The organism is Pseudomonas sp. Sample_11 (genome assembly GCF_004307505.1).
Classification (GTDB): domain Bacteria; phylum Pseudomonadota; class Gammaproteobacteria; order Pseudomonadales; family Pseudomonadaceae; genus Aquipseudomonas; species Aquipseudomonas atacamensis.
Window position 1 is genome coordinate 36,711 of the sequence record NZ_RCOD01000027.1, and the last position, 24,623, is coordinate 61,333.

The 24,623-nt window shown below is 58.6% G+C and carries 19 protein-coding genes; 4 read left to right on the forward strand and 15 right to left on the reverse strand.

Annotation, left to right across the window (positions count from 1 at the left end):
- The first annotated feature begins 3 nt into the window (after nt 1–3).
- Nucleotides 4–1,188, forward strand: coding sequence for an HlyD family type I secretion periplasmic adaptor subunit (locus D8U60_RS05720; RefSeq protein ID WP_130899779.1), 1,185 nt, complete (start codon nt 4–6; stop codon nt 1,186–1,188).
- On the opposite strand, the gene D8U60_RS05725 is transcribed toward D8U60_RS05720, so the two are convergent.
- Nucleotides 1,189–1,785 (reverse strand): trypsin-like peptidase domain-containing protein, encoded by a 597-nt coding sequence (locus tag D8U60_RS05725; RefSeq protein WP_130899674.1) that lies wholly within the window; start codon nt 1,783–1,785, stop codon nt 1,189–1,191.
- Nucleotides 1,786–2,105: 320 nt separating this feature from the next.
- Here D8U60_RS05725 and betT point away from each other — a divergent pair, with 320 nt between their 5' ends.
- Both betT and D8U60_RS05735 read left to right on the forward strand, forming a co-directional pair.
- Nucleotides 2,106–4,073 carry a choline BCCT transporter BetT gene (gene betT, locus D8U60_RS05730; protein WP_071171993.1) on the forward strand — a complete coding sequence of 656 codons (1,968 nt, stop codon included), beginning with the start codon at nt 2,106–2,108 and terminating at the stop codon, nt 4,071–4,073.
- A 71-nt stretch (nt 4,074–4,144) separates the two neighbouring features.
- Entirely contained in the window at nt 4,145–5,149 is a 1,005-nt protein-coding gene (locus D8U60_RS05735; protein WP_130899675.1) for an NAD(P)-dependent oxidoreductase, read from the forward strand.
- A gap of 20 nt (nt 5,150–5,169) precedes the next feature.
- Here the strand turns inward: D8U60_RS05735 and D8U60_RS05740 are convergent, their stop codons facing one another.
- The 12 genes from D8U60_RS05740 to D8U60_RS05795 all read right to left on the reverse strand — a co-directional run bounded on the left by D8U60_RS05740 (nt 5,170) and on the right by D8U60_RS05795 (nt 22,006).
- Complete coding sequence (locus D8U60_RS05740) at nt 5,170–6,279, reverse strand: NAD(P)/FAD-dependent oxidoreductase (RefSeq protein WP_130899676.1); 1,110 nt, start codon at nt 6,277–6,279, stop codon at nt 5,170–5,172.
- Complete coding sequence (locus tag D8U60_RS05745; RefSeq protein ID WP_130899677.1) at nt 6,276–7,379, reverse strand: DegT/DnrJ/EryC1/StrS family aminotransferase; 1,104 nt, start codon at nt 7,377–7,379, stop codon at nt 6,276–6,278. Before D8U60_RS05745 ends, D8U60_RS05740 begins: the two co-directional genes overlap by 4 nt.
- Entirely contained in the window at nt 7,363–8,625 is a 1,263-nt protein-coding gene (locus D8U60_RS05750) for an MFS transporter (RefSeq protein ID WP_241663514.1), read from the reverse strand. The genes D8U60_RS05745 and D8U60_RS05750 overlap by 17 nt, the downstream gene beginning before the upstream one ends.
- Nucleotides 8,601–10,865: a glycoside hydrolase family 65 protein gene (locus D8U60_RS27765; RefSeq protein ID WP_206663307.1), complete on the reverse strand. Its 2,265-nt coding sequence runs from the start codon at nt 10,863–10,865 to the stop codon at nt 8,601–8,603. Before D8U60_RS27765 ends, D8U60_RS05750 begins: the two co-directional genes overlap by 25 nt.
- Nucleotides 10,859–12,571 carry an NAD-dependent epimerase/dehydratase family protein gene (locus D8U60_RS05760; RefSeq protein ID WP_130899678.1) on the reverse strand — a complete coding sequence of 571 codons (1,713 nt, stop codon included), beginning with the start codon at nt 12,569–12,571 and terminating at the stop codon, nt 10,859–10,861. The genes D8U60_RS27765 and D8U60_RS05760 overlap by 7 nt, the downstream gene beginning before the upstream one ends.
- Before the next feature lie 13 nt (nt 12,572–12,584).
- Nucleotides 12,585–13,067 carry an adenylyltransferase/cytidyltransferase family protein gene (locus tag D8U60_RS05765; protein WP_039758830.1) on the reverse strand — a complete coding sequence of 161 codons (483 nt, stop codon included), beginning with the start codon at nt 13,065–13,067 and terminating at the stop codon, nt 12,585–12,587.
- 6 nt (nt 13,068–13,073) lie between these two features.
- On the reverse strand, nt 13,074–13,577 hold the full coding sequence (locus tag D8U60_RS05770; protein ID WP_130899679.1) for a GNAT family N-acetyltransferase: 504 nt from the start codon (nt 13,575–13,577) through the stop codon (nt 13,074–13,076).
- Nucleotides 13,567–14,880, reverse strand: coding sequence for an aminotransferase class III-fold pyridoxal phosphate-dependent enzyme (locus D8U60_RS05775; protein ID WP_130899680.1), 1,314 nt, complete (start codon nt 14,878–14,880; stop codon nt 13,567–13,569). Before D8U60_RS05775 ends, D8U60_RS05770 begins: the two co-directional genes overlap by 11 nt.
- 522 nt (nt 14,881–15,402) lie before the next feature.
- A complete protein-coding gene (locus D8U60_RS05780) occupies nt 15,403–18,492 on the reverse strand; it encodes an efflux RND transporter permease subunit (RefSeq protein ID WP_130899681.1) in 3,090 nt (1,029 codons plus the stop codon).
- A complete protein-coding gene (locus D8U60_RS05785; RefSeq protein WP_130899682.1) occupies nt 18,489–19,598 on the reverse strand; it encodes an efflux RND transporter periplasmic adaptor subunit in 1,110 nt (369 codons plus the stop codon). Before D8U60_RS05785 ends, D8U60_RS05780 begins: the two co-directional genes overlap by 4 nt.
- Nucleotides 19,599–19,922: 324 nt before the next feature.
- The gene (locus D8U60_RS05790; protein ID WP_016774383.1) at nt 19,923–20,549 is read right to left on the reverse strand and encodes a TetR/AcrR family transcriptional regulator; all 627 of its coding nucleotides are present in this window, start codon (nt 20,547–20,549) and stop codon (nt 19,923–19,925) included.
- A gap of 134 nt (nt 20,550–20,683) precedes the next feature.
- Nucleotides 20,684–22,006, reverse strand: coding sequence for an APC family permease (locus tag D8U60_RS05795; RefSeq protein WP_130899683.1), 1,323 nt, complete (start codon nt 22,004–22,006; stop codon nt 20,684–20,686).
- Between the two features lie 546 nt (nt 22,007–22,552).
- Between D8U60_RS05795 and D8U60_RS05800 the strand changes: the two genes are divergently transcribed.
- Entirely contained in the window at nt 22,553–22,915 is a 363-nt protein-coding gene (locus D8U60_RS05800) for a hypothetical protein (RefSeq protein ID WP_130899684.1), read from the forward strand.
- A gap of 164 nt (nt 22,916–23,079) precedes the next feature.
- On the opposite strand, the gene D8U60_RS05810 is transcribed toward D8U60_RS05800, so the two are convergent.
- Both D8U60_RS05810 and D8U60_RS05815 read right to left on the reverse strand, forming a co-directional pair.
- Nucleotides 23,080–24,216, reverse strand: coding sequence for a nickel/cobalt efflux protein RcnA (locus tag D8U60_RS05810; protein WP_130899685.1), 1,137 nt, complete (start codon nt 24,214–24,216; stop codon nt 23,080–23,082).
- A gap of 7 nt (nt 24,217–24,223) precedes the next feature.
- Nucleotides 24,224–24,523, reverse strand: a complete 300-nt coding sequence (locus D8U60_RS05815) for a metal-sensing transcriptional repressor (RefSeq protein ID WP_016774379.1) — start codon at nt 24,521–24,523, stop codon at nt 24,224–24,226.
- Nucleotides 24,524–24,623: the final 100 nt, after the last annotated feature.

Here is a 24,623-nt window from a genome sequence, read left to right on the forward strand (position 1 = left end):
ATGATGACCGACGTGCCGGACCCGATGTCCTACCTCGACGGCCGCGATGAGCGCGCACTTGCCGGTGGCGCAAAGGTGATCTGGGGTTGCGCGCTGATGCTCGCCTGCTTCATTGCCTGGGCGGCGTGGTTTGAAATCGTCGAGGTCTCGACCGGTACCGGCAAAGTGGTGCCCAGCTCGCGCGAACAGGTGATTCAGTCGATGGAGGGCGGCATTCTTGAACAGCTCAATGTCAGCGAAGGTGCTTTGGTCGAGCGCGGGCAGATCCTCGCGCAATTGGACCCGGTGAAGAACCAGTCCAACGTCGGCGAAAGCGCGGCCAAGTACCGCGCGGCGCTGGCCAGCGTCAACCGCTTGCAGGCCGAAGTCGCCGAAAAGCCCCTGACCTTCGACGCATCGCTGCAGGAGTTTCCCGATCTGATCCGCGCCGAAACCGAGCTCTACCAGACCCGGCGCAAAGGTCTGGCGGAAACCCTCGACGGTATTCAGAGCTCGCTGAAACTGGTGCGCAGCGAACTGGCGATCACTGAAAACCTGGCGAAGATCGGCGCCTCGAGCCGGGTCGAAGTGCTGCGACTGACCCGTCAACGCTCGGAGCTGGAATTGAAGGCCACCGAAGCCCGCTCCGATTACATGGTTCGCGCCCGCGAAGACCTGGCCAAGGCAAACGCCGAAGCGCAGATGCTCGAAGCGGTGATCCGTGGGCGCACCGATTCACTGTCGCGCCTGACCCTGCGCTCGCCGGTGCGCGGCATCGTCAAGGACATCGAGGTCAGCACGATTGGCGGCGTCATTGCGCCCAACGGCCAGGTCATGCAGATCGTGCCGCTCGATGAACAACTGCTGATCGAGACGCGCATCTCGCCGCGCGACATCGCCTTCATTCACCCGGGCCAGGCGGCGAAAGTGAAAATCACCGCCTATGACTATTCGATCTACGGCAGCCTCGACGGCGAAGTGGTGACGATCTCGCCGGACACCATCCAGGACGAAGCCAAGCCGGAGATCTTCTACTACCGCGTGTTCATCCGCACCGCTTCGGATGAACTGCGCAACAAGGCCGGTAAACGCTTCGCCATCGTGCCCGGGATGATCGCCACGGTGGACATCCGTACCGGCGAAAAAACCGTGCTCGACTACCTGATCAAACCACTCAACCGCGCCCGCGAAGCGTTGCGCGAACGCTGATCAGCGACTGGCCAGTTTGGCCGCCGGTGGCGCTGTCGGGGTGATGCTGGCCTGATAGCGCGACCACTCGCGATTGATCTCCGCGTACGGCAAAAAGATGCTTACGCGCGGTTGATCGAGCAAGTCTTTACGTTTGAGGCGGCTGACGTCGTCACGGGTGAGAAACGCCACGTTGATGCCAACCACTTTGCCATCGGCGGAAAACACCGGCCCGCCGGACATGCCTTTGGCCAGCGCGCCATTATGGGTGCCGTAGAGCACGTTGCCCTCTTTGACGTCGAGGCGAACCATCGCCGGCAGCGCCTGGCCGGTGCCCTTGACCGACATGTACAGCGAATTGAAGCCCACCGAAGTCAGCTCCTCGCCCGGCTTGTAGCCGCGCCACGCCGGCACGCTATTGGCCTTGTGGCGGAAGAACTGCACGTCTGCCTGCCCTTGGAAAACCGTGCCCGACAAGTAAGGAATGTGCTTCACCGTTACGGCGAAGTCTTCGTTCCATTGCACAGCCGAACCCATCAGCAGGTAAGGCAAAGGCGCGCCGGAGTGGACGACAAAGGCTTGGTCTAAAACAGGATCCTGAACAAAAGCGACTGGCATTCCATTGCACCCGCTGAGCAGCAACGACGCTGCAACAAGTGACTTGAGGGGGCGCATTTTCGGTACATCTTGAAGTGGGGAAAGGTGCTGCAATATGTCATTGCGCCATCACTTCTAGCAATAGGCTCAGCCTACCGCTTGTCGGCATGCGATATAGTTAGTTAATGATTGGATCCCGGATCCGAAATGAAAGTGTTGCGAGCGTCTATTTTGATATCACCGCTGAACGGAACGACCACTGATGTGCAGAGTCATCTGCAACGCCCTGCATCAGCGCACAGAGGAACACGATTCGCTGAGATCGTCCTGAGGAGATTCATATGACAGACAAGGCCGACCCAAAAACCACGCCTACGCTCAACCCACCGGTTTTTTATACATCGGGGATCATCCTGCTACTGCTGGTTATCTATGCCAGTGTTTTCCAGGCCAACGCTCAGTTGGTGTTTGCCGAGGTGCAAAGCTGGATCATCACCAATGTCAGCTGGTTCTACATTCTTGCTGTAGCGATCATCCTTGGGACCGTGGTGTTTCTCGGTATCAGCCGATACGGCGATATAAAACTCGGCCCCGACCACAGCAGCCCCGATTACAGCAGCACAACCTGGTTTGCCATGCTGTTCTCGGCCGGTATGGGGATCGGCCTGATGTTTTTTGGCGTGGCCGAACCGGTCATGCATTTTCTCAACCCGCCAGTCGGCGACGGCAACACTGTCGAGGCTGCACGGGAAGCAATGAAGATCACCTTCTTCCATTGGGGCCTGCATGCCTGGGCGATCTACGCCATCGTGGCGATGATCCTTGCCTATTTCAGTTATCGTCACGGGCTGCCGCTCACGCTCAGATCAGCGCTGTACCCGTTGATCGGAGATCGTATCTACGGACCGATAGGTCATGCCGTCGACATCTTCGCCATCATCGGCACGGTGCTCGGGGTCGCGACGTCCCTGGGCTTCGGTGTTGCGCAAATCAACACGGGGCTCAACGCGTTGTTCGGCGTCCCAATCAACACCACCGTGCAGATCATCTTGATCGTCGTCACAACCGGGCTCGCCACTGTTTCGGTTGTCACCGGTCTGGACAAAGGCGTGCGCCGCCTCTCGGAACTCAACCTCGGATTGGCGGTGCTGCTGTTGTTGATGGTGATCGTCCTCGGGCCTACGGTGCTGATCCTGCAGACTTTCGTGCAGAACACCGGTGGCTATCTCACCGAAATCGTCAGCAGAACGCTAAACCTATATGCCTACCAACCTACCGACTGGATCGGCGGTTGGACATTGTTCTACTGGGGCTGGTGGCTGGCCTGGTCGCCCTTTGTCGGACTTTTCATCGCACGGATTTCCCGAGGCCGCACCATCCGTGAATTCGTCATGGGTGTGTTGCTCGTTCCCGCAGCGTTCACTCTGTTGTGGATGACCGTGTTCGGTAACACCGCCATTCATATGATTCTCACCGAAGGCATCACTGACCTGGGCGCAGCCATTGATAAGGACACCTCCCTCGCGCTCTTTGCGTTCCTGCAGCATTTCCCGTTTTCCGGCGTGATCTCGCTGGTCGCCGTAGTAATGGTTGTGGTGTTCTTCGTCACCTCGGCAGACTCCGGTGCGATGGTGGTCGACATGCTGGCTTCGGGCGGATCGGCAAACACGCCGGTATGGCAGCGCGTGTTCTGGGCGTCGAGCATGGGCCTGGTTGCCATTGCTCTGCTTCTGGCAGATGGTCTGAAGGCTTTGCAGACCGCGACCATCGCCAGCGCATTGCCTTTCACAATCACCCTGCTTTTCAGCATGCGAGGTCTGCTCAAGGCCTTGAAACTCGATGCGACCAAACGCGGACTGCGTTATCAGGCAATGTCCCCCGGCGTCAGCCGCAGCCCGGGCAGCTGGCAACGCAGGTTGCGGACAATGGCCATGTTCCCGCGGCGTTCACATGTGCTTCGCTTCATAAGCGAGACGGCGAAACCGGCTTGTCTATCGGTGGCTGAGGAATGGCGAAAGCAGGGCTATGTGTGCAATGTCGAAGACCTGGAAGACAACAGCGTCCGACTCAGCGTCGGCGGTGCGGACAATCCGCAGTTCATCTATGAAGTGCGCCCTCACCCCTACGCGATGCCGAGCTTTGTCATGGGTGACACACAGGACGAGGATCGCAAGTACTTCAGGGCCGAAGTGCATTTGCGAGAAGGTGGGCAAGACAAGGACATCATGGGCTGGTCACGCGAAGAGGTGATCGGAGATATCCTCGATCAATACGAGCGGCACATGCAGTTTCTTCATCTGGTGGGCTGAACCCGGCGACGGCAGACGGCCTGAAGCTTCTAATCCACGCACGTTTCAATCCAAAAAAATGAGGAGGATTCATGCCACTTCATCCCATTCTGTTCATGGGCGGCTCCGGCGCCATCGGCCATCAGACGGCCCGCGCATTGCGCGTAGCGCATCCCGACGTCCCCTTGCTGATCGGCGGACGCGACCTCGCCAAGGCTCAGCAAACCGCCGAGCAAATCGGCAATGCCCAGGGTGTGGTCATCGATGCTCGCGCAGAAGATCTGGGGCTGGGTGATCGCCCGGTCAGCGCCATCGCCCTGTTCTACATGGACCACGCCCTCGCCGGGCTGCGCTTTGCGCAAAAGCGCAAGGTGCCGCACCTGAGCATCTCTTCCGGCGTGTTCGAAATCGCCCCGCAAATCGCCAGTTTCATCCACTCGCCCCACGCGTCGCCCATTGTCCTCGGCTACGAATGGATGGTCGGTGCCACAACCGTGGCAACGCTGCACATCGCCAAGGCATTCGCCCGCGTGCACGACATCCGCATTCATGCGCTGGTCGACGAACAGGACGGCGGCGGCCCGACCGTAGCCGTCGATTTCGAGCACCTGAACAAAATGCTGCCCGCCGCACTGACCCGCCGTGACGGCGAATTCATCTGGCGTGAAGGCGACGACGCCAAGGTCAGCTTCCGCGCCGTCGACGGCACAATCATGCAGGGCGCCGGCTTTTCCTCCATCGACGTCACCGGCCTGGCCGCCGCCACCGGCGCCCCGAACGTCGAGTTCAACCTCGCCAGCGGCGTCAGCTCGACCCGGCGGCAGGGTCAGCCGATGTCGACGGAAATACTCATTGAACTCGAAGGCACGGATCACGATGGACAGCCGTTGCGCACCCGGCACGCCGTGGTTCACCGATCAGGCGCAGCGGCGTTGACCGGGCTCAGCGTGGCCATGCTGCTGGAGCGACTGGTTGGGCTGGATGGGCAAGCGCCTGTGAGGCCCGGGTTGTATTTTCCGTATCAGTTGCTGGACGCGCAGGTGTTTTTACAGCGGCTGGAAAAAGACGATGGCGAGCTGATCGAATTGGACGTGTGACCCCTCTGGACAAAGGCTGGTCAATTTTGCCCGAGCGCCTGTACGACACGCTCCGCGATGGCGAGACAGCTCGTCAACCCAGGAGATTCGATGCCGAACAGATTAACCAGCCCCGGCACTCCATGCGCCGATGGGCCACTGATGACAAAGTCCGCCGCCGGTTCGTGTACGGCGTTGATTTTCGGGCGGATGCCGCTATAGGCCGGTTCCAGGCTGCCATCGGGCAGGCCGGGCCAATAGCGGCGAATCGCTTGATAGAAGCCTTCGGCCCGCTGAGGATCCACACGGTAATCAACCTGATCGATCCACTCGACATCCGGTCCGAAACGCGCCTGCCCCCCCAGGTCAAGCGTCATGTGCACGCCGAGACCCGCGGCTTCGGGCGCGGGATAGATGAGATGGCGAAAAGGTATCCGACCGCTGAAGCTGAAGTAGCTGCCTTTGCACAACCTGGCCAACGGGACGTATCGTGAAGACAGACCGACAATGTGACCCGCAAGCTGGGGCGCAGACAAGCCCGCACAGTTGATCAGTTCGCCACAGCTGACGTTCATGGGTTGCGCACCGCCGATCTGCAACTCAAAACCCTGCGGGCGACGACAGGCCGATTCGAACGGCGTGTTAAAGGCAAACGAGGTGCCCGCCGCCTCGGCGTCTGCCTGCAAGGCAAGCATCAAGGCATGGGAGTCGACAATTGCGGTAGAGGGCGACCAGAGTGCCGCGCTACATGACAACTCAGGCTCCAGTTCCAGCGCCTGCCGGGCGCTGAGCAGTTGCAGGTCGTTGACGCCATTGCGCCGTCCCTGCTGCCATAACCGCTGCAATGCCCCGCACTGCGCCTCATCGGTTGCGACAACAAGCTTGCCCAGAGGTTGGCGCGCTACTGCGTGCGCTTCGCAAAAGGCATACAGGCGATGCCTGCCGTCGACGCACATTTGCGCCTTGAGGCTGCCAGTGGGGTAGTAGATGCCGGCGTGAATGACTTCTGAATTGCGCGAGCTGATGCCGGTTCCAATGCGTTCACCCGCCTCCACCACGATCACTTCACGGCCGCTCACGGCCAGGGCCCGGGCGACAGCCAGCCCGAGCACTCCGGCGCCAATCACGACACATTCGATATCGACGCTCACCACCTCACCGCGCGTTCAAATTGCTTGATCAGCGTGACGACCTTTTCCACGTCGCCATCCGACAAATGATGGTGACAAGGAAGTGTGATCATTTGCCGGGACAGGCGTTCGGTTGTGGGTAACGCGATGCGTGGCTGACTGCTCAACCATGCCTTCTGCCAATGAATGGGCAACGGATAATGAATGGCCGCTTGCACATCATGCTCTGCCAGATAAGCCTGCAGCTCGTCACGATGCGTGGATTGCACGACATAGTGATAGTAGGCATTTCCCGGTTTGCCGCGCCCCAGGTCAGTGCCCGTGCGGGTTGTCGAGAGGACGTCATCATAGAATGCGGCAATTTCCACGCGCCGCTTCAGCCACTGATCCAGATACTGCGCTTTGATGTTGAGTGCTGCTGCCTGCAACGAGTCGAGTCTGGAGTTGATGCCGAACCGGATCGATTCGTTACGGTTTTCCAGGCCGTGATTGCGTGCCATCCGCGCGTATTCGGCAATTCCCGGATCGCGAGTCACCAGCATCCCGCCGTCACCCAGACCACCGAGCGTCTTCAACGGATGCATGGAAAACGCTGACGCATCAGCGCGAGTGCCGACTTGCCGGCCATCGATCGTAGTGCCGATCGCCTGAGCGCAATCCTCGATCACGGCAACCCCGCGCGAGCGGCACAGGTCGATGATTGGGTCGATATCCAGAGGGCGTCCGCGCAGATAGACAGGAATCACGGCTTTGGTCCGATCAGTCACAAGTGGCGCAATCGTCTCGACGCTCAGGAGTTCATCGTCACCCACATCTGCCAGGATCGGCCGGGCACCAACAGCAACAATGGCTCCGACTGTGGCAACAAAGGTATTGGCGCAGGTGATCACCTCGTCACCGGGGCCGATATCGAGCGCGCGCAATGCCAGAAACAGCGCATCCGTGCCTGAATTGAGGGCAACGGCGTGCGCGCCGCCACAACGATCCGACATCCATGACTCGAACGCCAGAACCTGATCGCCGAGAATGAACTCGCCCGATTGCAACAGCTCCCGCCAGCGTTCAAAGATCTCGCCACAGAGATCCTGGGCCTGTTCCTGTACGTTATTGCACTTGATCATTACGCGCACTCCCTGGCATGAACATGATGGACGTCAGGACGATCAGCAGAGTGCCAACCGCGCTGATGACGGCGGTCAACGCAAGCGTCTGGGAATAGCCGATCATCCCGCCGACTACGCCGCTGCCCAGATAAATGAACGGGTGCACACCGCTGGTGACAAAGGTATCCACCGCCACGACTTTGCCCAGATCCTTTTCGGGCGACAGTGTTTGCATGGCGGTTGCCCAGCCGGTGAGCCAGGACGCTTCGACGATACCGACGAACGTCGCCCCCAGAACCGCCATCCATGCCGCCGTCCCCAGCCCGAGTAACGCCATCGCTCCGGCCAGGAACAACCCGCATACCACCGCAAGGCCCACCAGGCGTTCGTGCCCCGAGGCCAGCACGGTGACAACCGACCCGAGACAAGCGCCGAACCCTGATGCTGCCAGGCAATATCCCCACATTTCTTCGCTGAAACGAAGACTGATCGCGTAGGGTGCAACGACCAGAAAAATCGGAAAACACAGCACGTTCACCACCAGCGTCGCCGCAAACCCCAGCAGCAGCGTGGCGTTACGGCTGACCACGGTGATGCCCTTGAACGCCTCGCGCAGGGAGAACTCTTCTTCGGATTCATGACGGCCGACATTCGGTAACTGAGCGGTGTAAATCGCCGCGCCGAAGAAGGTCAAGCCATCGATCAGTATCCCCCAGACCGGATCCCACAAGATGATGAACACGCCCAACGTCGCCGGAAACAGAATGGCGACCAGGTTATCGATGAAGTTCATCGCGCCGTTGCCCGCGACCAGCGCCTTTTTGGGTAACAGGCTGACCAGCAGCACCTGAGCGCAGGGCCGAGAAACGCCGATGCCGATGCCGAAGATCAGATAGGCCAGCACCAGCCAGCCCCAAGGCGCACCGGTCAGAAGCAGTGCGACGGCCGCAAGCTGCGCCATGCCTCGGGCCGTATCGGTGTAGATGAGCACCTGTCGAGGCGACTTGCGATCCGCCAGCATGCCGCCGGCCAGAGCACCGACGACGGTTCCGATTCCGACTGCGGCCATGATGAAGCCAAACACATCACCACCAAAACCGTCCCGTATCAGCGCTATCGGCAGCGCCGCCAGACAGATGGCGTCGCCGGCCATCGACAGACCCTGGCCGATCAGCAACTTGCGAAAAGGCAAGACTCGCAGCGCATCGTTATAGGGGGATAAGCGTTCTTTGATAGAAATCATCGGTGCCCCTCCTTGAGGCATATATATCCATCCTGGCCATGTTCGGTTGGCAACTGCCGGCCGCCCTCGCGGATTTCCAGCTCATCGTCCCCGATTACGGAAATGCGCAGACGCCGGCCCCGAAACTCAAGGGTGAAGTGGTAGGCATCCCAATCGGCGGGCAACCTCGGGCGGAAGGCCAGTTGGTCCGCAACGAGATCAAGTCCTGCCAACCCTTCCACCAAGCCCTGCCAGGCTCCAGCATAGGCGGAAAGATGCAGGCCATTGCTGTAGTCGTCGAGCGGAGTGAAATCGAGGTTGTAGCGGCTGGCCCGAGCAATGAAATCGGCACTGATCGACGTCTTGCCCAAGTGCGCGGCGACAACCGCGTGCGGGCCGTAGCTCAATGACGATTCATGCACCGTACGCGGTTCATAATATTCGAACGCTGCGCGTTTCACGTCCGTTGAAAAATCTTCTGGAAACATCGACATCAACAACACGATGTCCGCCTGTTTGACTACCTGCGACGCGAAATTCTGCAGATTCTCTGCGCTCTCCCGTTCGGCCTCGTCCGCAAACTGCGGCCCACGCTTTTTGTCGGAACGCAGCTGCGTGTCAGGTAAGGCGGCATAACCTTCAAACTCTTCAGGAATGACCACCCCACCCACAGTGATCCAGGGCAGAAAGACGTTATCGGCTATCGACTGCCAGCGCCTGGACTGGCCCTCGGGCAATCCCGGAAACCCCGGCCGGTCGCACAGGGAAAGCGCTGACCGGAGACACCAGCGCAGCATGTAATTGGTAAAAAAGCTGTTGTCCACATGATAGTGGTATTCGTCCGGCCCCATGACCGATTCAACGACATACGCCTGACGACTCTCGGACCACTTGAACACGGACGCGGCGAAACGGGCGCACTCGAGCAGCATTTCAAAGCCGCGAGAGATCATGAACGCATCGTCACCGGTGACCTTCCAGTATTTGTTCACGGCATAGCAAACGTCTGCCGAAATGTGGAGCACCTCATGGACACTCCACTCTCGTCGAATGTCCTGTTCGGGATACGCCAGCACATAATGGGGACCATTTTCCCGCCCTCGATCATTGGCTGCTTCCGGAAAACGCGCTCCCTCATAGCCACTGGCCCGAGCAAACTCCCGCGCTTGTTCCAGACAGTGGTAGCGATAGTCGATCAACGCCCTGGCGACACCGGGTTCGTTCCAGATCCAGAACATGCACTTGTGCAGTTCGGTATCGAAAAACGTCGCTCCGGAGTGATACGTACTGGTCAGGCCGCGCGCCGGCGAGAGCGTTCCCCGCTCGGGGGGTGCGACTCCCACGCCGTGCTGCAGCAATTGAAACATCGCGTATTTGATGCCCAGATCGGTACGTCTCTGCGCGGTTTGAACAGTGACGTCATGCTCGCTCCAGATCCTGCTCCATCGGTCAAGATGGCTGCTCTGGATATGGGTCACATCGAAGTCGCCAGAAAGCGCGTCGGGCATACTGTGCTCGCCATCGATTGCAACCCGCCAATGCGTGGCGATGCGATGCTGCAGCACCGAGTTGAAATCCATGGTGACGGAAGCAATACAACCCTGTAGGCCGTGTCGCCAGCAAACAACGGAACTCGCAGCGGAACCGGACTGTTCGACACGTACGTTGTAGCGCAGCCGATACTCTGCGGCATCGACATCCACAGTGAAGGCCGTTCGATCGACAACACTTTGCCCAAAACGGTAATGTCGGGCGGTCAGCCAGTCACTGGTGCCCAGGTATTCATTCTCGGCACTGCCATCCACGCCGTAATCCAGTCGCAATCGGTGCGCACCGGTCGGCTCGCCCAGTCGAGTCAGACTGATGCGGGTCGACACGGCGCTGTCATCAGGGGCATCAATGAACTGATCAATCTTCAGCTCATAACGGACGCCCCGCAGTTGGAACAGCTCGCGGCTGCTGACTGTCGCCTGATCCATCGCCAACACCACCGCCGGTCCATCGCCTGATGGCTCGAGAGGTTCGCCCGTGTCCACATCGTAGAGGCGCAGGACTGCCGGCGCTGGCAAAGAAATGATTTCCCGCGAAACGCCGACCCCGGGTGCATAGACCCCCGCGCAGAGCAGTTGCGTGCGCCGTGTGCGCGGCGAGGCACTGGGCACATGCGGGCGCACGCCGATCAAGGGATTGGCCAGCATTGCCACGCAGGCTGCGAAGGACGATGTCCGCGGCTCGATACCGACGATATCCTCGCACTCCTCTCCATAAGCGATGGTCAGCACGACGTGTCCCCCGACGCCTGGTACGACCAGTCGTTGTGCAGCATGTTGCGCACATTGTGATAGCGGGTGTCGGATAACACATCGTCACTGTCGTTGAAGTTCCCGGATTGCCATTGCTCGCAGATTTCCACGATGGCATCCCTGATCGAATAGATGAACTCGAAACCCAGTGTCTCCTGCACCCGTCGCGAATCCAGACGGTAAGACCGAACATCATCGCTGCGGGTAGTGGTGATCGGCACGTTGACGAGGAAGTAACGATCGACAACCTGTTTTACCTGATCGGCTATCTCGGTCACCGTGTGGTTTTCGTAGCCGACGTTGATTGCGGTTCCGCAGACTTCGTCCAGCGATTCGCGCTCCACGAGCATCGTATACAGCCGGGTCAGATCGCCGATATGCACATTGGGGCGGTATTGACTGCCGCCGAACACGGTAATTTCACCGCGCGCCAGCGCACTGGCGGTAAGGATATTGACGGTCAGATCCAGGCGCTGGCGAGGCGACCAGCCGCACACGGTAGCGGCTCGAACCGCGACGGTTTCAAAGGATGCATCAGTGAGCCCGAACAGTATTTTTTCGCCGTCAGCCTTGAAGCGGTTGTAGTCGGTGATGGGCACGCAGGGTTGGCGCTCATCGACAAATGGTTCTGTATTGACGCCGTAGACACTGGCTGAGGATGCATAGATAAAGCGCCGGCAGCCAAGGCGCTTTGCACTGCTCATGAGATGCGGCAGACAATCGATATTGATGGACTGGCCGAGTTCGGGTGCCGAATTGAAACTGGGATCATTGGCCACTGCGGCAAGATGGACAACGGTGTGCATCCCCCGAAGCGACTGCTCGACGAGCAGCGGATCGCGAATATCGCCCTTTATGAATTCCAGTGCCGGATGGTTCATCACGCCCTCCAGGCCGTTGCCGAAATAAAGCGCATCCAGTACCCGGACCCGGTAACCGGCAGCCAGCAGTTTTGGTACCAGACGCGAGCCAATGTAGCCCGCACCGCCTGTAACGAGAACAGCGGATTGATTATTCATGGTCCTTCCTTGGGATGGGTTTGCCAGGGGGTATTCATCAAGCGATGACAGTATTGATGCCTGTGGATGAGCAGCCTTGGGTTCAAGATCATGCCGGCGGATCTGCCAGGCATGGAGCCCCAGGCCACAGGCCAGATCCGTTGCATAGGGACTGTCGTCAATCAGCTCGACATCCTGCGGATCGCGGCTTCCGACCAGTTGTTGAATCAGCGCTTCGCGGCTCTGACCGGGCGCCTGTCGGGTAATCGATAACCTGGATTCTTGCCGCAGACTGGAGCGCTCGATAGCCGCCTCGAACAACTGCGGCGCATTCAGAGACGCCGTATAAAACATCACTGGCTGTGCGGCTTGTGCAATACGTTCCAGCAATCGCTTTGCGTCCTCGAACAGCTCAGTGCCTTGGGAGAGCTGTAGAAATTCCTTTTGTTTGTGCTGCGCCAGTTCGTCTGCGCTGAGCGAGCCGGTCATTTCAGCACCGATGTCATCGGTGATCAGCGCCAGCAATCGTGAAGCGCCTTCCATGCGAGGACGTCCGGCAATGTGGTCAATGTATTCGCGCTGAGTCAGTTGTTTGCCGGCAAGTCTGTGAGCGACGTTGCTCCACGCTTGAAAATGCGGCGTGTCGATCATTGTTCCGTCGAGGTCAATCAGCAAAAGTTTCGACATGATTGCTTACCTGTCATCTGTGCGTGGACATGACGAGCCGGGCGATTCTGGACGTCGAGTCGAATATCTTGTCGTCCGTCAAGATCATTCGCCCCCCTGCGCTTTCAACCAGTGCGCGCTCCGCCTGAAGTCTCACGTCTGACCCGTCACTGTAATCCGCACCCTTGAAATAGAGGTTGGGACGTAGCGTCTTGATCATCAATTCAGCAGTGGGTGTGTGATTTACGATGACATGATCGCAATAGCGAATAGAGGCAAGAAACTCTGCGCGTTTTTGATCGGGGAATACCGGCCGGTCCGCTCCTTTATTGACATATGGGTCGGCGGTAACTGACACGAACAATCGATCCACCATTGTTCTGGCACGTTGCAAATGATAAAGGTGCCCAGGATGCACAATGTCGAAACAGCCGTGACAAAGACCGATAGTCAAACCTTTTTCGCGGCAATAAACCGCCTCATCCTGCAGTGCAGTGATGTCACTTAAAACGCCCATGATTATTCATTCCTTTGAGATAAGAGATTTAGCCATGATGTTCAGGTGTTCAAGTTCTCCCCAGTAATCGGGAAGCTGCCCGACGATTTGAAAACCATTGCGTAAATGAAAACGGTAGGCTGCACGTTCTTTGTCAATATTTCCTATATCCAGACATAACCATGTCTTTTCATGTGCCAGAGCATACTTTTCAATTTCGTCATATAACAACGAAGCCACCCCGTATCGACGGTATTCGCTATCAACAATCAACCAGTCTGCCCACAGGACATACTTCGAGGGGATCGGACCTGCGGCGCAGCCCATCGTCCCGATCACCCGTCCGTCTACTGTGGCGACAAATCGCCCCCCTTCAAATTGAGGATTGGCAAGTTCATTGGCAAATTGCTGACCCGCAGACTCGGTAAGATCCTCGCCAGAGGCAATCTGGGCGACCAACCCCAGAACAGCTTCCATGTCCGCCTTTGCAAATCGGCGCAGGCGAATCTTCGTAACAGGTTCATTTGGCATGGTACTGAACCCTCTTGAGTGCCGAATCCAGCCGCTCACAGGCGTCCGCCAACATTTCAGTCGTATGCGATGCACTCAGGGTGACAGGCTCTGGGCAATAACTGAGGGGCATCAAAAAGCCATACAAGTTGTACTCACGGGATAGCAGGGCGAACAACTTCTGGGCAAAGTCGATCGGGTAGAAATGCTCTATCTCCCTCATGGTTCGAGGACGTTCGGAGGTTCCGATGTGGACGCCGATTCGACCGCCGTATCCATCGATATGACAGGGTATGTGGTGTTTATCGAAAACGTCCCTAAGCCCGGCCTTCAAGCGCGATTCCAGCGCGGCGATGTGCCGGTGCACCGTTCCATCCTGCAAATGCTCGATGGCGGCAAGCGCGGCGGACACGGACAGGTATCGCCCCGTATTGGTCCCGCTGACCTGAACAGGACCGCGTGGTGCGATTACGTCCATGTATTCGGCTTTACCGGCAATACCCGCGATCGGCATGCCGCAGCCGAACGCCTTGCCGAACGCGGCGATGTCGGGTACGACACCGAAGTCCTTTTGCGCACCACCAATGTTTGCGCGGAAACCGGTGAGCACTTCGTCGAAGATCAGCAGCGCACCCTTGCGACTGGTCAGCGCACGCACATTTTGCAGAAAACCTTCATCCGGTCTGATGCATCCGATATTCAATGCAACAGGTTCCAGGATCACCCCTGCCACATCGTCCTTGTATTTTTCAAAAGCATTGTCCAGCGCTTCCAGATCATTCCATGAAACCGAAACCGTCAAGTTGCCGAATTCGTCAGGAATTCCCACAGTGCCCGATAAACGTTCCAGTTCTCTTCCCGCCAATAACGCGCCAGAGCGCGGTGAAGAATCCACGTTCCAGGTCAAAGAGTCATTAAGCCCATGAAAATGCCCTTCGAACTTGATGATGATGCGTCGACCGGTAACGGCACGGGCGATACGCGTCGCATACATGGTCGCTTCCAGTCCGGAGTTGACCAGCCGCAACTTTTCGGCGCAGGGGACGACCGCACAGAACCGCTCACTCAACAGACGATGTTCATCGGTCTCATACTGCTGAAGAAAGCCCCGCTCCAGTGCCTTGAGAATGGAGTTTTTGATGACCGGACTATCGTGCCCCAACAGGCAGGATCCCCAGCCCATAATATAATCATCGCGCCATTCGCCCGATGACAGCTGAACGCGCGCGCCGGCGGTATTCTGCACATTTATCGGCCCGACTACCGACAAGTGATTCCATCCCGATAGAACATTGCCAACACGTGTTTCCTTTAAACAATCCATGACGACTGTCTCTCCCTTTAAAAAGTTTAGAGCGAACAAAGTCCAATACCCAGGCAAATTAAATTCGCCATGGCATTCGAACAAGATTCGATCATGCGATACGCAATAACGTAGAAAGCAGCGCAGCAAGTTGGAGGAAAAACTAGCCCCGCCATCTACGCCGCGTCAATTTAAAAAATAAATGGCCGCCTAACAGCTTGTTTGCCAATGAAAACTGTTTTTCTTAAGAGAAAGTCGCGCAAAACATCAGGCGCATTATTTCAAACAGATATAAATGAATTTTCGCACTTATATTTCAGCAAGTTAGCCACAGCAAAACGCCTTCTTTCAATGATGGGAAAATCTGATCCGCAAAATTCGCAAACAACTGTGAGGCTTATTAATCACATCCTGTATAAGCGGCGGACCTGGTTAATGACGAGGGTCAACTCCGCACACTTGAAAATCTCCAATAGCCAAGAGAGAGAGTTAGTCGCGGATAGCAAAAGGCCCGTCATTGACGGGCCTCTTTCAAACCTGACCTTATACCGAACGCGAGGGTTGAACCTGCCCCCTGTTCTCAGGCCGAATCCTGAACCAGATCGCATACATCGCCGGCAGAAACACCAGCGTGATGATGGTGCCAACAAACGTGCCGCCGATCAGCGTGTACGCCAGCGTGCCCCAGAACACCGAGTGGGTCAGCGGAATGAACGCGAGAATCGCCGCCAGCGCGGTCAACAACACTGGCCGCGCACGTTGCACTGTCGCTTCGACCACGGCATGGAACGGCGCCAGCCCTTCCTGCTCGTTGTGATGGATCTGCCCGATCAGAATCAGCGTGTTGCGCATCAGAATCCCCGACAGCGCAATCAACCCGACCAGCGCATTGATGCCGAACGGCTGGTTGAAGATCAGCAGCGTCGGCACCACACCGATCAAGCCTAATGGCGAGGTGAGGAATACCATGATCATGGCCGAAATCGAGCGTACTTGGACGATGATGATCAGCAAGGTCATGGCGATCATGATCGGCAGCAATGGCAGAATCGCTTTGCCGGCCTTGCCGGATTCTTCGATGGCGCCCGCCTGTTCAATCCGGTAGCCGGAAGGCAGGTTTTCGATGATCGGCTGCAACTGCTGGATGATCGCGCCGGAAACGTCCGGTGGCTGCAAACCTTCGGCGATGTCGCCACGGACGGTGATGGTCGGCGTGCGATCGCGGCGGCGCAGGATCGGGTCTTCCATGCGCACTTCGACCTGGCCGATCTGCGACAGCGGGATGCGCTGCCCCGCTGCGCCGACCAGGGTGAAGCCTTCGATCTGTGCCGGGTCCAGGCGGATATTGCCCGCCGCACGGCCAACGACCTGCACGGAACGGATGTCCTCGCGCACCGCCGTGATCGGCACGCCGCTGAGCAGAAATTGCAACTGCTGGGCGACCGCGCTGGACGTAAGCCCCACCGCCTGCAAGCGGTCCTGATCCAGGTTGAAATGCAAGGTCGGCGTCAGCGGCCCCCAGTCAGTGTTGACGGTTCTCATCATCGGGCTGTTCTGCATGACCGCCCTGACCTGCTCGGCGATGTCGCGCAATTTAGCCGGATGAGGCCCCATTACTCGGTAGGCCACCGGGAATGGCGAATACGGGCCAAATACGATCTGCGTCGCCCGAACCCGCGCCTCTGGAGCAAGTCCTTCGGCGACCGCTTCGCGCAAACGCAACTTTAGAGTTTCACGGGCGTCCTGGCTGTCGGTCAGCACAACGATTTTGGCGAACGATGGATCCGGCAACTCCGGCGCCATTGCCAGGAAAAACCGTGGTGCACCCTGACCGATATAGGCGGTGACGATTTTGGCCTCTTCCTGCTTTTGCAGCCAGGCTTCGACTTTGGCCGCCGCCGCGCTGGTCTGCTCGATGGACGTGCCGTAGGGCATCTGCACTTCGATCATCACTTCGGGACGGTCAGAGGTCGGAAAGAACTGCTTCTTCACCAGCCCCATGCCCGGAATCGCAACGGCAAACAGCGCGACCACCGCACCGGCCACCAGCCATTTGCGCGTGATCACCCATGCCAGAACACGCCGGAAACGGTTGTAGCGCGGCGTGTCGTAGATTGCCGCGTGCCCGCCTTCGACTTTCTTGATGTCCGGCAACAGCTTCACGCCCAGGTACGGCGTGAAAGCCACGGCGACGACCCACGACGCAATGAGCGCGATGCCGACAATCCAGAACATGTTGCTGGTGTATTCGCCCGCCGTTGATTGCGCGAATCCGTTGGGCAAAAAGCCAATCGCCGTCACCAGCGTACCGGCCAGCATTGGCGCTGCCGTGTGACTCCAGGCATAAGCGGAGGCCTTGATGCGGTCGTAGCCCTCCTCCATCTTCACCACCATCATTTCGATGGCGATGATCGCGTCATCGACCAGCAAGCCGAGCGCCAGAATCAGCGAGCCGAGGGTGATCCGGTCAAAGTTCTTGCCGGTCGCCGCCATCACCACAAATACGATCGCCAGGGTCAACGGCACCGCCGCCGCAACCACCACGCCGACACGCCAGCCCATGCTGAGAAAACACACCAGCATGACCACCAGCAGCGCGACAAAGAACTTGACCATGAACTCGCCAACCGCCGAGTCGATATTCACCGCCTGATCGGTGACTTTCGACAGGGTCATGCCCAAGGGCATTTCTTCGTTGATCCTGACTGTCTCGGCATCCAGCGCCTTGCCCAGGTCGAGACCGTTCCAGCCCTCGCGCATGATCACGCCGAGCAATAACGCTTCTTCGCCGTTGTTGCGCACCAGGAAGGTTGCCGGGTCTTCGTAACCGCGCTCGACCGTGGCCACGTCAGACAGCTTGAGTGTTCGGCCCTGAGCGACAACAGGCGTGTCACGGATTTTCTGCAACGTATCGAACGCGCCATCGACGCGCAGAAAAACCTCCGGCCCTTTGGTTTCGACCGACCCGGCCGGCGTCAATACGTTCTGGTTGTTCAGCGCGGCGAAAATGTCCTGCGGCGACAAGCCCAGCGTCGCCAGCCGATCATGGGAAAACGAAACGAATATCCGCTCGGCCTGCTCGCCGATGATGTTGACCTTTTTCACCCCCGGCACGTGCAACAGGCGCTGGCGTAAAGTTTCCGCGTCGCGCACCAGCAAGCGCTGCGGCTCGCCCTTGGCTTTCAAGGCGAACAGCGCGAAGGTCACGTCGGAGAACTCGTCGTTGACCATCGGCCCGATAACACCCGCCGGCAGCCTGATCGCTTCATCATCGAGCTTCTTGCGTGCCTGGTAGAACTCTTCCTGCACTTGCGACGGCGGTGTGCTGTCGAGCAACGAAACCATGGTGAATGCCAGTCCCGGACGCGTGTAGGTTTCCGTGCGGTCGTACCACTTCAATTCCTGCAGACGCTTTTCGAGGGGTTCGGCGACCTGATCCTGCATCTCTTGCGCGGTCGCCCCTGGCCACGCAGTGATCACCGTCATCTGCTTGACCGTGAACGGCGGATCTTCCGCCCGGCCCAATTTGAAGAACGACAGGACGCCCGCAACGGCGATCAGAAAAATAAGAAACACCGTGATCGCACGCTGGCGCACGGCGATGGCGGAAAGGTTGAACCGGCCCTCGCTCATGGACGACTCCCGGCAACCTGGCCATCGTCGCGGGCAAGCAAGCGCACTTCTTCGCCATCGCGCAGCAGATGCGCGCCCAGCGCGACAATCGGCTCACCGACGTTGAGCTGGCCAGCGACACGGGCCGAGTCATCGCTCAAGCCCAGCACCTCGACCGGGCGCCAGCTCACTGTCGCCGGAGTGCCGGCGATGACCCACACGCCGGGGCCTTTGCCCGGGTCGTAGATCGCGGCGACGGGCACCTTAAGCGCCTGTTTTGGTGCAGAACCTTGGGCGATATCAAGGGTGACTGTCGAACCGATCGGCGCATTGGCCAGTTTGCCTTCGAGCACATAGCGCGCCTCGAAAGTACGAGTTGTGCTGTCGGCCGAATCGGAAAGCAGACGCAGTTTTGCGCTCACGGCAGCCGACGTATCGCCATACAGTTTTGCCTGAGCGGTTGAGCCCGGCGCGGGGCGCAAGGTTTCGGGCAGATGGACGATGGCCTCCCGCTGACCGGCCCGCGCCAGCCGCACCACCGGTTGTCCCGGACTGACGACTTGCCCGGGTTCGGCGAGGGTTTCCACCACCACGCCATCAGCGTCCGCCACCAGAACCGCGTAACCCGAGGCGTTGCGCGCTACGTCCGCTTGCGCCACAGCGGCATTGAGCTGCGCCCTGGCGGTGTCGGCTGCGGCTTTGAACTGATCGTAGGCCGATGCCGAAATAGCGCCGGCGGCGACGAGTTTGCGATTGCGCGCTTCGTCACCGGCAGTCTGTATGGCTCGGGCGCGAGCGGCGCTCACCGCTTCTTGCTGAGCTCGCGCCTGCAGGCCGAGGTCGATCGGGTCGAGGCGCATCAGTGGCTGGCCGCGCTTGACCGTCTGCCCGGTATCAACCAGACGCTCGAGTACCTTGCCCGAAACGCGAAAGCCCAGATCGGCCTGGGTGCGCGCAGCGACGACGCCGGTGAATGATCGAGACCCATTTTCTGCCGGTTGCACCGTTGCCGATCTGACAATCGGCGCCAAGGTACGTGGATCTTTTGCGCTGGAGGAATCCCCGCACGCCGTCAGGGCCAAGGGCAACAAACATACCGCGAGGGGGAAAGGTCGGAGCCGGCGCATGGAATTCTTTTACTGAAAATAGGATGATCATCATATTCTCGGTCGTGTGACCGATATCGTCAACAGTCACAGAGTCACCGGCCCGATGTTCAGCGCTGAATCAGAAGCGATAGCTGACAGAAGTACCGAGCCCGCTGGCGCTGTTCTTGTATTTCGCGCTGTACGAACCCTGGTACGCAGCACTGAAATAACCAAACTGCGGCGGCCATGTTTCCATAGTGACCATACCAGTCAAGAGTCACCATCAGGACAGCGGAAATGTCGTTGCGTCAGGAACAGGATTGGGTTGGGGCGACTGATCCGACTCCTCGGATCAGCAGAGGGTCAAGGCATCAAGCTGCGCAAGATGAGGTTCGAAGTCAGCGTGGGCGCCACTTCGATGAAATCCAGATTGTGTTGCAGCATCAGTGGATTGACGAAGGGCCGCAGCGCCAAGTGGATCGACTCGACCGTCTCGTCCAGCGGCGTCCTGCGCTCGAACTCACCGGCCTCGCGCCCTTCACGGACAATGTCGGTGATAAAGCGCTTGATCTGCGCATCGTAACGCTGCGCACTCGGCCAGTTCTCACCCGCTGCAAACGCGGCAATGTCGTAGAGTTTGCGATCGTTGAAGAACAGATTCACACCCGTGGCGATCACGGTTTTTACCAGCCGGCGGAAACGCTCGGTGGGCGTCAGGTCTTCTTCGTTTATCGCCTGCTCGACCGCCGCAACGATCTGCCCTAGACAATTCGCGCAGATGGCTTCGCCAATCGCCTGCTTGGAATCGAAGAATTTGTAGATGTACGCCTTGGAGAAACCGATGGCCTTGGCCAGATCGGACACCGTGGTCTTGGCGTAGCCGTACTGGCTGAAATGCTCGTTGGCCGCCGCGACAATCTGATCACGAATGTCATGATCGACTGGCCCACGCGGGCCGGGGAAGGATGGGGAAACTGAGGATTGATTCATGTCGGCAGCTTACTCACCCGCCCGCCGACTGACAACGTGTGACTCATTCTGAAAACCACCACCCATCCACTGTGGGAGCGAGCCTGCTCGCGAATACGCCCGCCCAAACAACACCAATTCCCCAAGCTCCTGCACTACCCGGCCTTACTGATCGCAGAAAAATTGATACGAGAAAAGCCATGCAGCAACATCCCGACAATGATCAGCGCCCCCGCCCGCAACCACGTTTCCCACCCCTGCTGACTGAGCAGGACCAGACACGACATGATCGCAAGCACCGGAACGAAGGTCGGCACGCGAAAGTGGTCTTCCTCTACCCTGTCCCGCCGAAGTACCAGCACCGCCACATTGGTACTCAGAAAAACGAACAGCAACAGCAAAACCACCGTCTCTGCCAGCGTTGCCAAAGTACCGGTGAGCGTCAGGGCAATCGCTACCACCGTGGTTGCAACAATTGCAGCCCACGGAGTTTTTCGCTGAGGCAGCACCGCACCCAAAACACCCGGCAAAAGCCCCAGATTTGCCATGCCATAGGTCAATCGGCTGGCCATGATCATGGTTAACAACGCACCGTTGGCCACAGCAATCAGCGCAATAAAAGAGAACAGCGCCGGCGGGATTGCGAGGGTCGATGCGCGGACAACTTCGAGCAAAGGCGCCGACGTGGCCACCAACTTCTCGGTAGGCAACACCGAAGAAGCCGCCACGCCCACCGCCATGTAAACCACGCCAGCGGTGAGCAAAGCCGCGAACAAAGCACGCGGATAAACCTTGCGCACGTCCTTGATTTCCTCGGCCAGATTGGCCGAAGTTTCGAAACCGACGAAGGAATAGAAAGCCAACAATGCAGCCCCCAGCACCGCCAGCATGGGACTGACGCCCGGTTTGAACGTGAGCGTCCGCCCCAGGTCCGCATCGCCTGTGCGGAAATACCAGACCGCAGCCACGATCACCAGAATCAGCCCGGACAGTTCAATCACGGTCATCACCAGATTCGCCCCAAGCGACTCCTTGATCCCCCGCGCGTTGAGCAGGCCGATCGCCAGGAGAAACACCAGCGCTGCAATCTGCGGCGATACGTCGACAAAGGCGTTGAGGTAATCACCGGCAAACGCCAGCGACAAACCCGCAGCGCTGGTGACCGCAGCCGCCAGCATGCAAAAACCGACCAGGAAGGAAATGAGCGGCGACTTGAAGGCCTTTTCCGCGAACACCGAAGCCGCGCCGGCGTGGGGATATTTGGTCACCAGCTCCGCGTAGGAACCTGCCGTCAACATGGCGAAGAACAACGCGATCAGCAGCGGCACCCAAATCGCGCCGCCCACCTCCCCCGCGATCGTTCCGGCGAGTGCGTAAACTCCCGCGCCGAGTACGTCGCCGAGAATAAACAGAAACAGCATCGGGAAAGTGATAGCCCGGCGCAGAGAAGTTTTGTCAGTGGGAGCCGTCACGGTCATTCCTTGGTTCAGGTGTGGAGGAGCAGGAGGGTTGTCACCTCAAACAATGGAAATGACGCCGAAAGCAAAGTTCAAAATGTGTGATGGGACTTGTCGGCACGACGCTATAAACATTGCCAACTCGACACCTGTGGGAGCGAGCCTGCTCGCGAAGACTCCAGCCCAGTCAACACACAACATCAGCCAAAACCTAATCCCTAAACACCTCGTTTAAAACCGATATCCAGACTATGCCAGCAAGCTACAACACCTTGCGCCATTGCCTACGACTACGCCAGAATCCGCCGGCTTGTGCGCCTCGGGCCGGGGTTCTATCGTTGGCCGGTCACTGAAAACAGTGATCGGGTTTGGTAGCCCGCTTTCCACATGGCGCATAACGTCATCGTATGCAGATGCTTTCGCATCGGTTTTATGGTGGCCATGCGCAGGGCGTTTTCGAGCGCGCCGGTTTTTCCATGTGGGCCGGTCTACCAACCTTCGTATGGCCACCACCCTTCGTTTGGTAGCGAGAGTGATGGCTCCCTTGGTCACATATGGAGCTTCACCATGTTCAAAGTCACGCCCAACCCGCCACAGTCAGACGCAACCTCCCCCTACGAATCCCTCGACTCAAAAAAACTCCACAAAGCCGCCGACCGCGCCCTCGACCACTACCTCAAACCCACCGACACCCTCAAAACCACGCCCTACCAGACCAGCAGCATGTTCCTCGCCAACCCGAAAATCGCCACCGAAGAACTGCTGGTCAACGCCAGCGAATCGCTAGGCTCTGCCTCCGTAATGCTGAGTGATGTGATCGGGATGGTTGAAGGATCTGCTCGCAAGACACTGCAAGGTATCGCGCAAGTGGTGATGCTCGGCGAGCTGGCGGTTAATCAGGCGTTGGATAACGTCGTGCCGGTCGAGTAGGTCTGCGGATGCAGGCGTCCGCTAAAGCCTTGCCCCCATCGCGCGCGCCTCGATAGCCCAGCCTTGCGCTGGGCTTTTTGCTCGTCAGTGGCAGTGGTAGTCGTTGGTTTTATGGTTGCGATGGCAACCCTTTGCATCAGTGCCACCGTTGCGCGCAAAGGGCCTTATGCGCTCAGCCCGATCCAGCCATGAAAGCCGACATACAGGCCAACGCCAATGATCAGCACGCTGGACAGGTAAGGAGCGCGGCGCGCCACGGTTCCCAGCCACGGCCAGCGATTGGAAGCCTGTCTGGCACCGATGGCCGCAGCGGCACCGACAGTGACCAGAGTCAGCGCCAGGCCGATGCTGAAACACAGAACGAGCATGCCACCGAGCGCGACTTCTTTGACTTGCAGGCACAGCAACAGAACAGTGATGGCAGCCGGACAGGGAATCAGGCCGCCAGTCAGCCCGAACATGACGATCTGACCCGTGGTCACTTCGCGGTTGGTGAAGCGCTTACGGATGTCGTTGGCATGAGCACGTTCGTGCGCATCCTGATAGCCATCAATCGACAGCTCCAGGCCTTCAAGTTCGGAATGTGCATGCCCGTGATCATGCTCCTGGAAAGTCAGATCGTAATCATGCGAATGCCCGGCATGTCCAAGGCTCAACCGAGCGCTGAACTCGTGCGGTTCGGGAATATCCACCGTCGACTGCAGAAAACCTTCACGCTCGACGAACGCGAACGATTGGCTGCTGCCGTCCGGACGCGTCGTGGTCAGGCGAACATCCGAGGCTGCCCAGGCGTGTCCGCTCAAGGTCTTCAGGCGCCAGTGCGGTGGCATGCCTTCCTCGAAGATCGACAGTTCAACACGGCCATGGCCGGTATCTATTCGGTGCGTTTCATCATGATGACCATGGTCGTGTTCGCCGTGATGGTGATCATCGCTTTGCTCAAACTTGAACATCTGCTCACCGCGCCAGGTACGCCACAGCATCCACAGGGCAATCGCGATGATCAGTGCAGAGGAAGCAATCTGGAAATACGGCTCAGTGGTTTCAGCATCCAGGCCTTTGCCCAGGTACATGCCGCCGATGGCGACCAGCCACACCACGGCGGTGTGCGAAAGCGTTGCGGCCAACCCCAACAAAACAGCCTGTTTGACCGAGCCACGGATGGCCACGATGAAGGCTGCCATCATGGTTTTCGAATGACCTGGCTCCAGGCCATGCAAGGCACCGAGCAGAATCGCGCTCGGGAAATACAGCCAGGCGTGAGCCCCGCCTTGCTGCAACAGTTCAGCGAAATCGGGCATGTCAGACCTAAAGGTACTTGGTGATTTGTTTGAAGGCTTCCAGCGGTGCGCGCTCGCCATTGCCTAGCGCCGAAACGGTATCTTCGAGGCAGTGGTCGATGTGATCCTGGATGAGCGTGCGTTTGGCCTGGCAAATCGCTTTCTCAACCGCATGAAGCTGCTGGGCGATATCCACGCACTGACGCCCTTCTTCGATCATGGTGATGATGCCGCGCAAATGCCCGTCCGCCCGTTTGAGGCGTTTGATGATCGCCTCATGGCTTTGGTGGGTGTGGGGATGGCTGTGGTCGTGTTCGTGTTCACTCATGAGTTGAGTCTCAGGGCTCGATCAATTACGCTGGCATCGTATCCCCCCAGGGGGGATTAGGCAAATCGCTTGAGCGCCCTGTCAACGAGTTGAAACCTTT

Excerpts from the sequence above, each read along its gene's own strand:
- D8U60_RS05720 (WP_130899779.1), top strand. The coding sequence starts at position 4 with ATGACCGACGTGCCGGACCCGATGTCCTACCTCGACGGCCGCGATGAG.
- betT (WP_071171993.1), top strand. The coding sequence starts at position 2,106 with ATGACAGACAAGGCCGACCCAAAAACCACGCCTACGCTCAACCCACCG.
- D8U60_RS05725 (WP_130899674.1), bottom strand. The coding sequence starts at position 1,785 with ATGCCAGTCGCTTTTGTTCAGGATCCTGTTTTAGACCAAGCCTTTGTC.
- D8U60_RS05810 (WP_130899685.1), bottom strand. The coding sequence starts at position 24,216 with ATGCCCGATTTCGCTGAACTGTTGCAGCAAGGCGGGGCTCACGCCTGG.
- D8U60_RS05745 (WP_130899677.1), bottom strand. The coding sequence starts at position 7,379 with ATGATCAAGTGCAATAACGTACAGGAACAGGCCCAGGATCTCTGTGGC.
- D8U60_RS05780 (WP_130899681.1), bottom strand. The coding sequence starts at position 18,492 with ATGAGCGAGGGCCGGTTCAACCTTTCCGCCATCGCCGTGCGCCAGCGT.
- D8U60_RS05815 (WP_016774379.1), bottom strand. The coding sequence starts at position 24,523 with ATGAGTGAACACGAACACGACCACAGCCATCCCCACACCCACCAAAGC.
- D8U60_RS05750 (WP_241663514.1), bottom strand. The coding sequence starts at position 8,625 with ATGCCTCAAGGAGGGGCACCGATGATTTCTATCAAAGAACGCTTATCC.
- D8U60_RS05800 (WP_130899684.1), top strand. The coding sequence starts at position 22,553 with ATGTTCAAAGTCACGCCCAACCCGCCACAGTCAGACGCAACCTCCCCC.
- D8U60_RS05785 (WP_130899682.1), bottom strand. The coding sequence starts at position 19,598 with ATGCGCCGGCTCCGACCTTTCCCCCTCGCGGTATGTTTGTTGCCCTTG.
- D8U60_RS05775 (WP_130899680.1), bottom strand. The coding sequence starts at position 14,880 with ATGGATTGTTTAAAGGAAACACGTGTTGGCAATGTTCTATCGGGATGG.
- D8U60_RS05765 (WP_039758830.1), bottom strand. The coding sequence starts at position 13,067 with ATGGGCGTTTTAAGTGACATCACTGCACTGCAGGATGAGGCGGTTTAT.
- D8U60_RS05795 (WP_130899683.1), bottom strand. The coding sequence starts at position 22,006 with ATGACCGTGACGGCTCCCACTGACAAAACTTCTCTGCGCCGGGCTATC.
- D8U60_RS05790 (WP_016774383.1), bottom strand. The coding sequence starts at position 20,549 with ATGAATCAATCCTCAGTTTCCCCATCCTTCCCCGGCCCGCGTGGGCCA.
- D8U60_RS05770 (WP_130899679.1), bottom strand. The coding sequence starts at position 13,577 with ATGCCAAATGAACCTGTTACGAAGATTCGCCTGCGCCGATTTGCAAAG.
- D8U60_RS05760 (WP_130899678.1), bottom strand. The coding sequence starts at position 12,571 with ATGTCGAAACTTTTGCTGATTGACCTCGACGGAACAATGATCGACACG.
- D8U60_RS05735 (WP_130899675.1), top strand. The coding sequence starts at position 4,145 with ATGCCACTTCATCCCATTCTGTTCATGGGCGGCTCCGGCGCCATCGGC.